The following is a 14,489-nucleotide window of genomic DNA, read 5'->3' as shown; positions in this document are numbered from 1 at the left end:
CGGCTATCTACCTTCCTTCACAAGGTTGGAATGGCAGAGGGGGGTAGGGAATTAAATGTTGCTGTAGAAGTCAATCACGTCGCCGTCCTTCACCGTGACCACGGCTTTCTTGCCGTGGGCGCGGCGGCCGGATGAAGGAGCGCCACCACGGGTAGCTTTCGACTTCATCTTGCCGATGGTGCGCATCGTGTTGATGTCGGTCACGGTCACGCCGTACAGCGCTTCGATGTCCTTTTTAATCTGGACTTTGTTGGCGGTGCGCTCCACCTCGAAGGTGTAGCGGCCTTTCTCATTCATGCCGGTTGCCTTCTCGGTCACGATGGGTCGTTTCAGCGTGCTCATTATTCGGCGGTGCTATAGAGTTGAACCAAAGATTCCAAGCCAGCCTCGGAGAGCAGCAGCGTGTCGGTGTTGAGCAGGTCGTGGGTGTTGAGGGCCACGGGAGTTGCCACTTTCACCTTCTGAATATTGCGGGCGCTCAGCACCACGTTCTTGTCCACGGCACCCGTCACGAGCAGGGTCTTGCGACCGTTGTTCAGCTTCAAGCCTTCGAGGATGGCTAGGAAGTCCTTCGTGCGGGGCGCGTCCATGCTGATGTTTTCTACCAGCGACACTTTGCCGTCCTTCGCCAGGCTCGACAGGGCCGAGAGGCGGGCAAGGCGCTTGGTCTTTTTGTTGAGCTTGAAGCCGTAGTCACGGGGCTGCGGGCCGAACATGCGGCCACCGCCCACGAACACGCCCGACTTCATCGAGCCGGCGCGGGCACCACCGGTGCCTTTCTGCTTCTTCAGCTTCTTTGTGGTGCCGTGCACCTCGTTGCGCTGCTTGCTCTTGTGCGTGCCCTGGCGCTGATTGGCCAGGTACTGCTTCACGTCCAGATACATGACGTGCTCGTTCGGCTCGTGGCCAAACACGGCGTCGGACAGCGTAACCTTGCGGCCGGTGTCTTCGCCCTTGATGCTATATACGGTCAGTTCCATTGTCGTAGGCGGGGGTTATTTCTCCAGGACCACGTAGCCATTCTTGGCGCCGGGCACCGAGCCACTGACCAGAATGAGATTTTTGTCGGCCACCACGCGCATCACCTTCAGGTTCTGAATCTTCACGCGGTCGTTGCCCATGCGGCCACCCATGCGCATTCCTTTGAACACGCGCGAAGGCCACGAGCAGGCACCAATCGAGCCAGGGTGACGCAAGCGGTTGTGCTGACCGTGGGTCTGCCCGCCTACCCCCTGAAAGTTATAGCGCTTCACAACACCCTGAAAGCCTTTGCCTTTCGAGGTGCCGACCACATCCACAAACTCGCCTTCCTCAAATGAGGAAGCATCGACGGTGCCGCCGGCGGTGTAGGCCGAGGTGTCGTCAAGGCGGAATTCCACCAGCTTTTTCTTGGGAGTGGTGTTGGCCTTGGCGAAGTGGCCCGCCAAAGCTTTGGTCGTGTTTTTGGCTTTTTTCTCGCCGTAGCCGAGTTGTACGGCGGCGTAGCCGTCGTTCTCGACCGACTTAACCTGCGTCACAACGCACGGGCCCGCTTCGATGAGCGTGCAGGGAATGTTCTTCCCGTCCGGAGTGAAGAGGCTTGTCATACCGATTTTTTTACCGATGATGCCAGGCATTCGTGTGGGGTTTAGCTGTACACAAAAGAAAACGCCCGAATGGCGTTTTCACAATGGGAGTGCAAAGCTACGGCTTTTGGTTGAGAATATGCTAGTTGCGCAGGAAATAATTTTGGGAAGTGGCTACGCCCCTTACTTGTAGTCTATGTACTCTACCGCGTGATAAGACTCCTTGTCTTGGTACTTAGGCAATTTTTTTAAGGCTTTGTCTAGTCGAGAACGGGCGTTTAGTGGCTGGCTCTGCAAGACTTCAGGTGTAGTTTGCCATTTCACTTGCGCCGAACTAAGAACATCCCCGCTACCAACCGCTATCAAAACCACCTCTATATTTCTATCCTTACTCCTGCTAGAATAATAATACCGCCCTACGAGCAAGCTGCTGTCCGGTGCCAATGTCACTCTAACTCTAATTGAATCACTCGTAATAGAATCCAACTGAACAGTATTTCTCGGCGTCGGTGCCCGAAAGGGAAAGTTTTGGCTGCGGCTGCGATTACTCATCCGACGCTCATATACTTTTTTCCGTTGCTCAAACTGTGGGTCAAAGCCGGCAGGAGTTTCATCCCATTGATTATGTGGGTCTGAGGTCCATTTTGCAATCCGGTTGCGAAAAACAGTATCAATCGAACCCTGAACTAATAGGGGTTGATAAGAAGCGAAAACTTCATTATAATATTCACGTCTCTGTTGAAGAAAGACACCTTTCGATACATAGGTTCCGAAGCTTGCACCTTGAAATTTCCCACCGCCACCCCACCAAACCGTATCCAAGAGCAGTTCTTGCTTCGGTAAGACAAATGATATTGTAAGTGGCGCGATACTCTTATTACGCACGTACACCTTGACGTCATGCCTCCATTTAGGCTCATGCAGCAGAAACAGAAATCCGAGTGCAAGCACAATAAGTGTTAAAGAGACGATTGATAAAGCAACGCCTACGAATCTTATAATCTTCGACAGAAATGAGCGCATAGTTCTTTTTCATTGTATGCTCTCAATTGTAGAAAGTAACCTAACACGTATTCTACTCTAACCGCTGCCCCGCCAGCAGCACAAACAGCACCGCAAACGGCAGCCCCACCGGCGTCTCCAGCGTCGGCTCGACCAGAAACGAGAGGCTCAGAATTACATACTGCGCCAGCAGCAACGGCGGCGGCCGGCGTCCCTGCCGCAGCAGGGGGTAGTAAAATGCCGCGACGGCCACCAGCGTGCCGAGCAGGCCGAAGCTCACCAGCCAGTAAAGCAGTTGATTGTGGGGCTTAAGGTAGGCCGCTGCTTCGATGGCCGGATACTCCTGGCGGTAGGCGGCGGCCAGCTCCGTGTCCAGGTTGGCGGGCCCTACCCCCACCCACGGATGCGAAGCCAGGACCGAGCGGGCCACTTTCCAGGAATACACCCGGCCGACCATCGAGTAGTTGTTGGCCGATCGCACATCGGCAGTGCGGCTCACGTCATAGGTTGTGTTATGAAACCGGTAGCGGAACGTGGGCACGAGCCAGTAGCTCAGCAGCGGCAACAGCAGCAGCACCGCCAGCAAGCCGGCGGCGGGGCGGTAGGCTTTGGGTTTCCAGATGAGCCAGGCCACGGCCAGCAGCCCCAATACCGTTGTGGCTAAAAGCCCGCTGCGCACCGCTAACAGGTATTGAAAGAACAGCAGCCAGCCGCCGGCTACCAACAGCCCCAGCCGTCCCGGCGACCCAGCCGGCAGCTGCCACGCCGACACCGCGCAGTAGGCCGTTGCCAAGCTCACCATCAGGCTGAAGCGCACGTAGTCCGGCCGCGTCGGCATGATTTGGGAGCGGGTGTAGGCCAGGTTGATAGCATCCTGATGCAGCAGATAGTACCCCGTGCTGCCGAGCGAGGACAGCACCACCAGTCCCACGAACAGCAGCCACAGCCGCCGCACCCACGCCGCCGGCCACGGCGGCATTGCCCAAAAAGCGAGGGGTAGGAAAATCAGCGGCAGGTGCAATTGCAAGTTGCGCCAGTAGCTCGGCCAATTGCCAGGCGCCACAACTACGCCCGCTACCAAATGCAGCAGGAATAAGGCGCCAAAGCCTACCGCTACCGGCGTCATCTGCCAGTTTGCGGGCTTGCTGATTGGATTCCCTACCCCCCCTGCCAGCGTAAACCCGGCCAAGCCAAGCTGGAAAACGGCCGGGTGCGTGTTCAGGACGAACAGGCCGGCCAGCATCAGGGCGAAGCAGCCGGCGGCGACTTGAGGCAGGCGAGGCAACAGTAACGAGCGCAAACTAGAATTCATCAACGCTCTATTATATCAAGCGTTTCCCGGTGTTGTCACCATACTGTTCCACAATCCGCTTGAGCTTAACTAGACTCCTTTCTAAATAGCTCTGGTCACTCAGTATCTCAAACTGTAAAATGTTTCTTTCTTGACAGTTGTCTCTAAACTCGCCCGTAATCGACACATGACCTAATTCATTATAGCTAACCGCAAAATCTAAATTACCTTCGGAAGAGCTAAACTTCGCAATCCCACTAAGCGCACATTGGGCAGATTCTAATTCTTTGTAAAAGGTGTAAATATTTCCAGTAGATAGCCATAGAACGCTATTCACTGAGAAGCTAGTGCTCTTTAGCTTTAGCTTACTTGTAGTGTCGTAACCACCAAAATAGCTTGTTTCTTCTGGGAAGCCGTGTACTTTCTCAATGGATATTTTGATAAACCCACTGGAACCTTTGATTGAGAAAGAAGACATGATTATATGTGAACTCTGCGCGTTAGAATATCAAGCAGGAATCGACAATCCACGGATTATGGTCCAATATTCCTCTCTCACATCTTCGTCAATATTCACTGATACCTTGTTTGCCCAGTGAGAATCACCGCCTCGCTTTTTGCAGCCTGACACCCAATATTCCTCGCTTGTCTCTGCGTCAAAGAAGTTGCCCTTTATCCCAGCACCGCCAGAACGTTGCAGCATTTTGTCTCGGTAGTAACCCGTTTGCAAGGTCCGCGAGAACGTAACCCGGCCGATTCTTGCTTCGCCGGTTTCCTTATTCTCTATGTACATTATGCGCGGTTTCATATCGGGTTCACAAATTACCAAATTAACATCTTACTATCAGCCGCAATATCTAACCAAAACGCCCCACCGACCATCAAGGCCAGTGGGGCATTTCTGCTAAGAGAGCCGAAGCTCATTCCTCAGACTTTGATTTCCACGTCCACGCCGCTGGGCAGTTCCAGCTTCATGAGCGCATCGACTGTTTTGCTGCTCGTGGAGAAGATGTCCACGAGGCGCTTGTAGGTACAGAGCTGGAATTGCTCCCGGCTCTTCTTGTTCACGTGGGGCGAGCGCAGCACGGTGAACTTCTCCTTTTCCGTGGGCAACGGAATCGGGCCGCTCACGATGGCACCAGTAGCTTTCACGGCCTTCACGATTTTCTCGGACGACTTATCGACCAGGTTGTGGTCGTAGCTTTTCAGCTTGATTCTGATTTTTTGATTCATGGTTTGGTGAGGCCGATTGCCTCATTAATGACAAGCTGAGAAAAACTATTTACCGCCCTTGGTCTTGGCCACGATGGCGTCGGCAAGGTTGCTCGGCACCTGCTCGTAGTGCGAGAAGGTGAGCGAAGCCGAAGCCCGGCCCGACGAAATCGTGCGTAGCGCCGTCACGTAGCCGAATAGCTCCGACAGCGGCACGTCGGCCTTGATGACCTGAGCACCGCCCTTGGTGTCCATGCCCTTCATCAGTCCACGACGACGGTTCAGGTCACCGGTAACGGGACCGGTGTACTCGTCGGGGCAAACTACTTCCACCGCCATGATGGGCTCCAGCAATTTCGGGCCGGCCTTGCGGGCAGCCTCGCGGAAACCCCCACGGGCAGCGAGTTCAAACGACAACGCATCCGAGTCCACGTCGTGGAACGAGCCGTGGTAGAGGCGCACTTTCATGCCCTCAATCGGGAAGCCCGCCAGCGGACCTTGCTTCATCGCCTCTTCGAAGCCTTTCTGAATCGGCTGAATGAATTCGCGGGGGATAACCCCGCCCACGATGGCGTTGTCAAACTCGAAGCCAGGCTTCTCGGGCTCGGTTTCTTTCGGACCCAGCTCAAACAGGATGTCGCCGAACTTACCGCGGCCACCCGTCTGCTTCTTGTAAGTTTCGCGGTGGTCGACTTTCTTGGTGAGAATCTCCTTGTAGGCCACCATCGGCGCACCCTGGTTGATTTCCACTTTGAACTCCCGGCGCATCCGGTCGATAATGATTTCAAGGTGCAACTCACCCATACCACGGAGCACCGTCTGACCCGTTTCGGGGTCGGTGTTTACTTTCAGGGTCGGGTCCTCCTCGATGAGCTTGGCAATGGCCATGCCCATTTTATCAACGTCGGCCTGCGTCTTGGGCTCAATCGCGTAGCCGATTACCGGCTCCGGGAATGACATTGACTCCAACACGATAGGCGACTTCTCGTCCGTCAGCGTGTCGCCGGTCTTGATGTCCTTGAAGCCCACGCCCGCCGCGATGTCGCCGGCCTGAATGCGGTCAATCGGGTTCTGCTTGTTGGAGTGCATCTGCATCAGGCGCGAGATGCGCTCCTTCTTGCCGGTGCGGTTGTTGAGCACGTAGGAGCCAGAGTCCAACACGCCGCTGTAGCAGCGGAAGAAGCACAAACGGCCCACAAACGGGTCAGTAGCAATTTTGAAGGCCAGCGCGGTGAAAGGCTCGTCGTTGTCGGGGTGACGCTCCAGTTCCTCGCCGTTCTCGGGGTTGGTACCGATGATGGCAGGCATGTCGAGCGGCGAGGGCAGGTAAGCCATCACAGCATCGAGCATGGTCTGCACGCCTTTGTTCTTGAAAGCCGAACCGCAAAGCACCGGCGAGAACTTCATGTCGATAACCGCCTGGCGGATAACGACCATCATCTCCTCGCGGGTGATGGAATCTGGATTGTCGAAGAATTTCTCCAACAGCGCATCATCATACTCTGCTACGCTTTCCACGAGCTTCTGACGCCACTCGGCTACAGTTTCCACGAGGTCTTCGGGCACCGGAATTTCGCTGTACGACTTGCCTTCGGTTGCGTCGTCCCACACAATGGCTTTGCCAGTCAGCAAGTCCACGGCACCACGGAACGTGTCCTCGGCGCCAATCGGAATCTGCAACGGCACCGGGTTCGCACCCAATTTCTCCCTGATTTCGGTTACAGCCTTGAAGAAGTCAGCGCCAGCGCGGTCCATCTTGTTGACGAAGCAGATGCGGGGCACTTTGTACTTATCCGCCTGACGCCACACCGTCTCCGACTGCGGCTCAACGCCCGACACGGCGCAAAACAAGGCCACGGCGCCATCGAGCACACGCAGCGAGCGTTCCACTTCCACGGTGAAGTCCACGTGGCCGGGGGTATCAATCAGGTTGATTTTATACTGATGAGTATCAGCAATCGGCTCGCCCTTAATATCGGTCGGGTAGTTCCAGAAGGTAGTTGTGGCAGCCGAGGTAATCGTGATGCCGCGCTCCTGCTCCTGCTCCATCCAGTCCATCGTGGCGGCACCGTCGTGCACTTCCCCGATTTTGTGGGTTTTGCCCGTGTAATACAGAATACGCTCCGACGTCGTGGTCTTACCAGCGTCAATGTGCGCCATAATCCCGATGTTGCGGAGGTACTGAAGTTCTTTATTGACAGCCATTATTTCAATGAGTGAGTTAGTAAATGAGCGAATGAGTGAATGAGCCGAATAGTTCGTTTTCAGAACCACTCACCCATCCACTCATTCACTCATTCGCACTTGTTAGAAACGGAAGTGCGAGAAGGCCTTGTTGGCTTCAGCCATGCGGTGCGTGTCGTCCTTCTTTTTCACGGAAGCACCTTCACCTTTGGCGGCCGCGATGATTTCGCCAGCCAGCTTGTCTTTCATGGTTTTCTCGCCGCGACGACGCGCGTACTGAATCATCCACTTAGCCCCCACCGAGATACGGCGGTCAGCGCGCACTTCAATCGGCACTTGGAACGTAGCGCCACCCACGCGGCGGCTCTTCACCTCCACGGTCGGCATCACGTTGTTCAGGGCTTTGCGCCACATTTCGAGGCCGCTCTCCTTGGTGCGGGCCTCCACGATGTCGCAGGCGTCGTAGAAAATGCCGTAGGCAAGGTTCTTCTTACCGTCGTACATCATGTAGTTCACGAAGCGGGTTACCAGCGTCTCCTTGTACTTAGGGTCCGGCAGCAACAGGCGCTTTTTCGGTTTAGACTTTCTCATTGGATTGGTTAGTGCATGGTGCTTGGTGCTTGGTGCTTAGGCCGGCAGAGAATTAACGTTCTCTACCAAGCACTAAGCACCAAGCACCAGGCACTAATAAATTATTTCTTCTTAGCGGGAGCGCCTTTGCCGCCCTTGCCAGCGGCTGCAGCGGGCTGACCCGGCTTCGGACGCTTGGCGCCGTACTTCGAGCGGCGCTGCGTGCGGCCACTCACGCCGGCCGTGTCGAGGGCACCCCGGATGATGTGGTAGCGCACGCCTGGCAGGTCTTTTACCCGGCCTCCGCGAATGAGCACGATACTGTGCTCCTGGAGGTTGTGGCCTTCACCGGGGATGTATGCGTTAACTTCCTTACCGTTGGTAAGGCGCACACGGGCCACTTTGCGCATAGCCGAGTTCGGCTTCTTAGGCGTGGTGGTGTACACACGGGTGCACACGCCCCGACGCTGCGGGCACGAGTCCAGCGCGGGCGACTTTGACTTGGTAGTCAACGCCTCGCGGCCTTTCCGTACTAATTGGTTGATGGTTGGCATTTAGCGAATGGTTAACCGGGAGCCGTTTGCTCCCAAAATTTTGGCTTGCAAAGGTACTGTTTCTGATTTACAATAGCAAACAAGCGAGGGAGTTAAAATCAGAAAAGGGGGTAGGGAATCAGCTAAAACGTCATGCTGAACGCAGTGAAGCATCTCATCAGGAAAAGTAATCAGCTTGACCACACAAATGAATTCCCTACCCCCTCTCCCATCGGGAACTGCCTACGCTTCATCATAGTGGAAGCGGCAGGAACCCACATATACATTGTCCGAATCGACGCGGTACACCAGCCGGTGCTCCTGCGTGATGCGCCGTGACCAACACCCCGCTAAGTTACCCTTCAAGACTTCCGGCTTACCAGTGCCTTTGAACAGGTCACTCTGACACTCCCGAAGTAGCTGATTCAGCTTCCTCAAAAACAACCTTATCGTGTTCCTACCAACACTGATATTGCTCAAAAGCATCCGGTGAGAAAACTATATTCTTCACTCGTCAGGTATCTCTACCCGCACAAACTCCCCACGGTCTAGCTGCTCGAATGAGCGCCGCAAATGCTCAGCGTTAGCTTCGGACGAGAGCAAATACTCCGTCGTATCCATCTCTTCCTCGGTTGCGACGGTCTTGCGGACACGGCGGTTACGCACGTAGTTAATGCTGCGCAGCATCTCCAGCATGAAGTCCACCCGCTCAGCGGGTACGTCGAAGACAATTTTCATAGGAGCTAAAGATAAAGGGGCGGCTGGAAATTCCCTACCCCCCTACGCCTCCCCAACCGCCCCGCCGAAGTTCATTGGGTAGCTCGGCGCCTCGCTCTGCTCCTTGATGCGGCCGAACGACTGCTCGAACCGCTCGATGTTCTCGGCCAAGGCTGTGAGCAGGCGCTTGGCGTGCTCGGGCGTGACGACGATGCGCGCCTTGACCTTGGCCTTGGGCAGGCCGGGCATCATGCGGATGAAGTCAATCACGAACTCGCTGTTGCTGTGCGCAATCATGGCCAGGTTGGCGTATTCGCCCTCGGCCATCGTTTCGGACAGCTCAATATTCAGCGCGTTGGGGTCAGGGTTTTGGTCGGTTGGTTGCATTGGGTTCATTTATTGGCCTAGATTAAAGCAAGCCTTTATTCTCTTCAAATTTTCTTACGAGATTATTATCTATTGTTGTAATACTGAAATGCGAGCAATCCAATCGGAAATGTATAAATGAACATAATGAGCGCAAATCCGGGTAAAGCTATATTATGTGGTATTTTAAACAGGATAGTTAAAAAATATCCTCCTGGTAGGCTTCTCACAAATTCAGAAGGGTCCGCATTCATCCCAGTCACTGAAGTGCCGATTAGAATAAAAATATAGGCCGCCCACCAAATGCCTATGCTGTAACGAATGGGTTTACTCTTAATCACATACCTAAGAAGAAAATATGCCACAGACAGTGGTAACGCTATAAATACCACGACCACAAAAACAAGCAAGAAGACCATAATCCATGTATTTTAAACTATAAGGGCTTACAGCCGACTGCTCTAGATAATTGGTATCGGAGATGAAAGGTAAAAACGAAAAAGCCGACTGGTTCACACCAGTCGGCTTTTTCATTACAAACCTACATCAACCCTACTCCTGCGTCGAAACTTCCCGGCGGCCGGCGCGCACGGGGCGCTTGGCGGGAGCAGTTTCCTCGGCGGCCTTGGCAGCCTGAGCGGCGGCCTGGTCGTCCTTGGACATTACTACCTGGCGGGTATACTCGCGCAGGCCGGTGCCGGCCGGGATAAGGTGACCGACAATCACGTTCTCTTTCAGGCCGAGCAGCTCGTCGGCCTTGCCCCGGATGGCGGCTTCCGAGAGCACCTTGGTCGTCTCTTGAAACGAGGCGGCCGAGATGAACGACTGCGTACCGAGCGAGGCCTGCGTGATGCCTTGCAGCGTGGGCCGCGAAACGGAGGGCTGCGCATCGCGCACCTGCACCAACTGAAGGTCACGGCGCTTGAGCGACGAGTTCTCGTCGCGCAGGCGGCGGGCACTCACAATCTGGCCGGGCTTCATGTTGCTGGAATCACCGGCTTCCGTCACCACCTTCATGTCGATGATAGTGTCGTTTTCCTCCATGAAGATGATTTTGTCAATCACCTGATGCTCCAGGAAGGTCGTGTCGCCAGCGTCAAGAATCACGACTTTCTGCATCATCTGGCGGACGACCACCTCGATGTGCTTGTCGTTGATTTTCACGCCCTGCAAGCGATACACTTCCTGAATCTCGTTCACGAGGTACTCCTGCACCGCGCCCGGACCCTGAATGCTCAGGATATCCGACGGCGTGATGGCACCATCCGAAAGCGGCATCCCGGCGCGGATGAAGTCGTTGTCCTGCACCAGAATGTGCTTCGACAGCGGCACCATGTACTTCTTTTTCACGCCGTCTTTCGACTCGACGTAAATCTCGCGGTTACCACGCTTCACGGTACCGTAGGTCACGACGCCGTCAATTTCCGACACGACGGCCGGGTTCGACGGGTTGCGGGCCTCGAACAGCTCCGTCACACGGGGCAGACCACCAGTGATGTCGCGGGTTTTGCCCACCGAACGCGGAATCTTGGCCAGGATGTGACCGGCCTTAATCTTATCGTTGTTCTCAACACTGATGTGCGAGCCCACCGGGATGTTATAGGCGCGCTGTCCCTCCGCGTCGCCCTTTTTGCCGGGCCGCACGATGATGGATGGGTTCTGCGCCTTGTCCTTCGATTCAATAATCACCTTCTCGCGGTAGCCAGTCTGCTCGTCCGATTCCTCGCGGTAGGTAATGCCCTCCGTGATAGCGTCGTACACGACCGTACCATCAAACTCGGCCAAAATAACGGCGTTGTAGGGGTCCCAGCTGCACAGCTCCATGCCTTTCTCCACTTCCTGACCTTCGTCAACCAGCAGGAACGAGCCATACGGCACGTGGTTGGACATGAAGGTTTTGCCGGTGCCTTTCTCGACGATGCGAATCTCGCCCGAACGGCCCATCACCACCTTACCCTTCACGCCTTCCGCCGTCGTCGTGTCCACCACGCGGATGTCCTCGTACTCAATCACGCCGGCAAACTTGGCCTTGATGTTGGCTTCCACCGCAATGTTGGAAGCCGTACCACCTACGTGGAAGGTGCGCAACGTGAGCTGCGTACCCGGCTCGCCAATGGACTGCGCTGCAATAACACCCACGGCCTCACCCTTCTGCACCATGCGGCCCGACGCCAGGTTGCGGCCGTAGCATTTGGCGCAGATGCCGCGCTTACTCTCACACGTCAGCACCGAGCGAATTTCCACCGACTCAATCGCCGTCGCATCAATGCGGCGGGTGATGTCCTCCGTGATTTCCGTGCCGGCCGTGAGAATAACCTCGTCGGTCAGCGGATCGATGATATCGTGTACCGCCACGCGGCCAAGAATACGCTCAGCCAGCGGCTCTACCACGTCCTCGTTGTCTTTCAACGCGAAGGTCTCGATGCCGCGGAGTGTGCCACAATCCGGCTCATTCACGATAACGTCCTGCGACACGTCCACCAGACGCCGGGTCAGGTAGCCGGCGTCAGCCGTCTTCAAGGCCGTGTCAGCCAGACCTTTCCGGGCACCGTGGGTCGAGATGAAGTACTCGATTACATCCAGACCTTCTTTGAAGTTAGACAGAATCGGGTTCTCAATAATCTCACCCACCGAGCCTTGGAGCGACTTCTGCGGCTTGGCCATCAGGCCGCGCATCCCGCCGAGCTGACGAATCTGCTCACGCGAGCCGCGGGCACCGGAGTGCATCATCATGTAGATGGAGTTGAAGCCTTGGTTCTCCTTCTCCAGGCGGCCCATCAGGGTCTCCGTAATCTGATTGTTGATGCGGGTCCAGATGTCAATAACCTGGTTGTAGCGCTCGTTATCGGTAATCAGACCCATCTGGTAGTTCTGCGTTACCGCCGCTACGTCGGCCTGCGCCTGCTTCACCAGAATATCCTTCTCAATCGGGATGTTGATATCACCCAAACCCATGCTCAAGCCGCCCTTGTAGGCCGACTGAAAGCCAAGAGTCTTGATGTCGTCCAAGAAGGCTGCGGTGCGGGCCATGCCCGTGCGCTTGAATACCAGCGAGATAATCTGCTGAAGCTTCTTCTTGGTCAGCAGTTCATCTACAAAGCCGACTTCCTCCGGTACGAGCTGGTTGAATAGCACACGGCCGGCCACCGTCTCAATAACCTTGGTCACCAGTTCATCATTCTCGTCGCGCACTTGCGTACGAACCTTGATGTAAGCGTGCTTGGAAAGCTGCTTTTCGTTGATGGCAATAACTACTTCCTCATCCGAGTAGAACACCCGGCCTTCGCCCTGAATCTGCTCGTCATCGGTGCTGCGCTTGCCCTTAGTCACATAGTACAAACCCAGAACCATGTCCTGCGACGGTACCGCGATGGGCGCGCCGTTGGCCGGGTTCAGGATGTTGTGTGAGGCCAGCATCAGCATCGAAGCTTCCAGGATGGCGGCCGGCCCGAGGGGCACGTGCACGGCCATCTGGTCACCGTCGAAGTCAGCGTTAAAAGCCGTACACACCAGCGGGTGTAGCTGAATAGCCTTGCCCTCAATAAGGCGCGGCTGAAACGCCTGGATACCCAGACGGTGCAGGGTAGGCGCACGGTTCAGGAGCACTGGGTGGCCTTTCAGCACATTCTCCAGGATGTCCCACACCACAGCATCCTTGCGGTCTACAATCTTCTTGGCCGACTTCACCGTTTTCACGATGCCGCGCTCAATAAGCTTGCGGATGATGAACGGCTTGAACAGCTCAGCCGCCATGTTCTTGGGCAGGCCGCACTCATGCAGCTTCAATTCAGGGCCAACGACGATAACTGAACGACCCGAATAGTCCACGCGCTTACCCAGCAGGTTCTGACGGAAGCGGCCCTGCTTGCCTTTCAGCATGTCGGACAGCGACTTCAGGGCGCGGTTGCCTTCGGCGCGCACGGCATTCACCTTACGCGAGTTGTCGAAGAGCGAATCCACGGCCTCTTGCAGCATCCGCTTCTCGTTACGCAGAATCACTTCCGGCGCCTTGATTTCAATCAGGCGCTTGAGGCGGTTGTTGCGAATGATAACGCGGCGGTACAGGTCGTTCAGGTCCGAGGTCGCAAAGCGGCCACCGTCCAGCGGCACGAGCGGGCGCAGCTCCGGCGGAATCACGGGCACCATTCGGATAACCATCCACTCGGGCTTGTTCTCAATGCGGGTTGCCGCATCGCGAAACGCTTCCACCACGCGCAGACGCTTTAGCGCCTCCGCCTTACGCTGCTGCGAAGTTTCGTGAGCGGCAGAGTCACGCAGCGAATAGCTTAGCTCATCTAGGTTAATACGCTCTAGCAGGAGTTGCAAGGCATCAGCGCCCATGCGGGCGATGAATTTGTTGGGGTCCTCGTTCGGCAGCAACTGGTTTTCGCGGGGCAGCTTGTCGATGATGTCCAGGTACTCATCTTCAGTGAGGAAGTCGAGCTGTTGCACACCTTCTTCGGCCAGCGTACCAGGCTGCACTACCACATAGCGCTCGTAGTAAATAATTTGGTCGAGCTTCTTCGTGGGCAGGCCTAGGAGATAGCCGATTTTGTTGGGCAGCGACTTGAAATACCAAATGTGCGCAACGGGCACTACTAACTCAATATGGCCCATGCGCTCGCGGCGCACCTTTTTCTCGGTCACCTCCACGCCGCAACGGTCGCAGATGATGCCTTTGTAGCGGATGCGCTTGTACTTGCCGCAGTGGCATTCCCAGTCCTTCACCGGACCGAAAATCCGCTCGCAGAACAGGCCACCCATCTCCGGCTTGTAGGTGCGGTAGTTAATGGTTTCGGGCTTCACCACTTCGCCGGTGCTGCGCTCCAGAATGGTTTCGGGCGAGGCCAGCGAAACCGTGACTTTGGAGAAGTCCTGAACTAGTTTCTTCGTTTTTGCAAAAGCCATTTGATTGGTTTTAAGCTGTTAGCTAATAGCTTTTTGGCTGTTGGCTAGCCCGGTCTGTGCTCAGGGGGCAAGAGGTTCCAACAACAACACTTGGGAGAACGTGCAGGGGGTAGGGATTAAAAATCAGGATTTAAAATCCCT

The 14,489-nt window shown here is 55.5% G+C and carries 15 protein-coding genes; all 15 read right to left on the bottom strand.

Translation table 11 applies throughout. From position 1 onward, the window contains the following. Positions 1-51: 51 nt before the first annotated feature. The 15 genes from rplW to rpoC all read right to left on the bottom strand — a co-directional run bounded on the left by rplW (position 52) and on the right by rpoC (position 14,348). Complete coding sequence (gene rplW, locus ACFE70_RS00330) at positions 52-342, bottom strand: 50S ribosomal protein L23 (RefSeq protein ID WP_375415707.1); 291 nt, start codon at positions 340-342, stop codon at positions 52-54. Next, positions 342-980, bottom strand: coding sequence for a 50S ribosomal protein L4 (gene rplD / locus ACFE70_RS00325; RefSeq protein WP_375415706.1), 639 nt, complete (start codon positions 978-980; stop codon positions 342-344). The genes rplW and rplD overlap by 1 nt, the downstream gene beginning before the upstream one ends. A 15-nt stretch (positions 981-995) precedes the next feature. After that, positions 996-1,616: a 50S ribosomal protein L3 gene (gene rplC / locus ACFE70_RS00320; RefSeq protein ID WP_375415705.1), complete on the bottom strand. Its 621-nt coding sequence runs from the start codon at positions 1,614-1,616 to the stop codon at positions 996-998. Positions 1,617-1,748: 132 nt separating this feature from the next. Then, positions 1,749-2,588 (bottom strand): hypothetical protein, encoded by an 840-nt coding sequence (locus ACFE70_RS00315; RefSeq protein WP_375415704.1) that lies wholly within the window; start codon positions 2,586-2,588, stop codon positions 1,749-1,751. A 52-nt stretch (positions 2,589-2,640) separates the two neighbouring features. Next, entirely contained in the window at positions 2,641-3,852 is a 1,212-nt protein-coding gene (locus ACFE70_RS00310) for an O-antigen ligase family protein (protein WP_375415703.1), read from the bottom strand. A 37-nt stretch (positions 3,853-3,889) separates the two neighbouring features. Beyond that, a complete protein-coding gene (locus ACFE70_RS00305) occupies positions 3,890-4,336 on the bottom strand; it encodes a hypothetical protein (RefSeq protein ID WP_375415702.1) in 447 nt (148 codons plus the stop codon). 30 nt (positions 4,337-4,366) lie between these two features. Beyond that, the gene (locus ACFE70_RS00300) at positions 4,367-4,666 is read right to left on the bottom strand and encodes a hypothetical protein (protein ID WP_375415701.1); all 300 of its coding nucleotides are present in this window, start codon (positions 4,664-4,666) and stop codon (positions 4,367-4,369) included. A 119-nt stretch (positions 4,667-4,785) separates the two neighbouring features. Next, positions 4,786-5,091 carry a 30S ribosomal protein S10 gene (gene rpsJ, locus ACFE70_RS00295; protein WP_078013199.1) on the bottom strand — a complete coding sequence of 102 codons (306 nt, stop codon included), beginning with the start codon at positions 5,089-5,091 and terminating at the stop codon, positions 4,786-4,788. Positions 5,092-5,136: 45 nt separating this feature from the next. Continuing rightward, positions 5,137-7,275 (bottom strand): elongation factor G, encoded by a 2,139-nt coding sequence (fusA, locus tag ACFE70_RS00290; protein ID WP_375415700.1) that lies wholly within the window; start codon positions 7,273-7,275, stop codon positions 5,137-5,139. A gap of 102 nt (positions 7,276-7,377) precedes the next feature. Beyond that, positions 7,378-7,845 carry a 30S ribosomal protein S7 gene (gene rpsG, locus ACFE70_RS00285; protein ID WP_375415699.1) on the bottom strand — a complete coding sequence of 156 codons (468 nt, stop codon included), beginning with the start codon at positions 7,843-7,845 and terminating at the stop codon, positions 7,378-7,380. A 101-nt stretch (positions 7,846-7,946) separates the two neighbouring features. Further along, positions 7,947-8,378, bottom strand: a complete 432-nt coding sequence (gene rpsL / locus ACFE70_RS00280) for a 30S ribosomal protein S12 (protein WP_068191715.1) — start codon at positions 8,376-8,378, stop codon at positions 7,947-7,949. A gap of 222 nt (positions 8,379-8,600) precedes the next feature. Then, positions 8,601-8,843, bottom strand: coding sequence for a Txe/YoeB family addiction module toxin (locus ACFE70_RS00275; protein ID WP_375415698.1), 243 nt, complete (start codon positions 8,841-8,843; stop codon positions 8,601-8,603). A 21-nt stretch (positions 8,844-8,864) separates the two neighbouring features. Further along, positions 8,865-9,095: a hypothetical protein gene (locus ACFE70_RS00270; RefSeq protein WP_375415697.1), complete on the bottom strand. Its 231-nt coding sequence runs from the start codon at positions 9,093-9,095 to the stop codon at positions 8,865-8,867. A gap of 42 nt (positions 9,096-9,137) precedes the next feature. Further along, positions 9,138-9,470 carry a DUF3467 domain-containing protein gene (locus tag ACFE70_RS00265; RefSeq protein WP_375415696.1) on the bottom strand — a complete coding sequence of 111 codons (333 nt, stop codon included), beginning with the start codon at positions 9,468-9,470 and terminating at the stop codon, positions 9,138-9,140. 522 nt (positions 9,471-9,992) lie between these two features. Continuing rightward, a complete protein-coding gene (rpoC, locus tag ACFE70_RS00260; RefSeq protein WP_375415695.1) occupies positions 9,993-14,348 on the bottom strand; it encodes a DNA-directed RNA polymerase subunit beta' in 4,356 nt (1,451 codons plus the stop codon). Positions 14,349-14,489: the final 141 nt, after the last annotated feature.

The organism is uncultured Hymenobacter sp., from assembly GCF_964243305.1.
Classification (GTDB): Bacteria; Bacteroidota; Bacteroidia; order Cytophagales; family Hymenobacteraceae; genus Hymenobacter.
The sequence above is the reverse complement of the archived record's forward strand: the minus strand, read 5'-3'. Positions and strand labels throughout refer to the sequence as shown.

Coding starts and splice junctions, on each gene's coding strand:
- rplW (WP_375415707.1), bottom strand. CDS start 342: ATGAGCACGCTGAAACGACCCATCGTGACCGAGAAGGCAACCGGCATG.
- ACFE70_RS00270 (WP_375415697.1), bottom strand. CDS start 9,095: ATGAAAATTGTCTTCGACGTACCCGCTGAGCGGGTGGACTTCATGCTG.
- rplC (WP_375415705.1), bottom strand. CDS start 1,616: ATGCCTGGCATCATCGGTAAAAAAATCGGTATGACAAGCCTCTTCACT.
- ACFE70_RS00300 (WP_375415701.1), bottom strand. CDS start 4,666: ATGAAACCGCGCATAATGTACATAGAGAATAAGGAAACCGGCGAAGCA.
- ACFE70_RS00265 (WP_375415696.1), bottom strand. CDS start 9,470: ATGAACCCAATGCAACCAACCGACCAAAACCCTGACCCCAACGCGCTG.
- ACFE70_RS00315 (WP_375415704.1), bottom strand. CDS start 2,588: ATGCGCTCATTTCTGTCGAAGATTATAAGATTCGTAGGCGTTGCTTTA.
- fusA (WP_375415700.1), bottom strand. CDS start 7,275: ATGGCTGTCAATAAAGAACTTCAGTACCTCCGCAACATCGGGATTATG.
- rpsG (WP_375415699.1), bottom strand. CDS start 7,845: ATGAGAAAGTCTAAACCGAAAAAGCGCCTGTTGCTGCCGGACCCTAAG.
- rpsJ (WP_078013199.1), bottom strand. CDS start 5,091: ATGAATCAAAAAATCAGAATCAAGCTGAAAAGCTACGACCACAACCTG.
- rpsL (WP_068191715.1), bottom strand. CDS start 8,378: ATGCCAACCATCAACCAATTAGTACGGAAAGGCCGCGAGGCGTTGACT.
- ACFE70_RS00305 (WP_375415702.1), bottom strand. CDS start 4,336: ATGTCTTCTTTCTCAATCAAAGGTTCCAGTGGGTTTATCAAAATATCC.
- rpoC (WP_375415695.1), bottom strand. CDS start 14,348: ATGGCTTTTGCAAAAACGAAGAAACTAGTTCAGGACTTCTCCAAAGTC.
- ACFE70_RS00275 (WP_375415698.1), bottom strand. CDS start 8,843: ATGCTTTTGAGCAATATCAGTGTTGGTAGGAACACGATAAGGTTGTTT.
- rplD (WP_375415706.1), bottom strand. CDS start 980: ATGGAACTGACCGTATATAGCATCAAGGGCGAAGACACCGGCCGCAAG.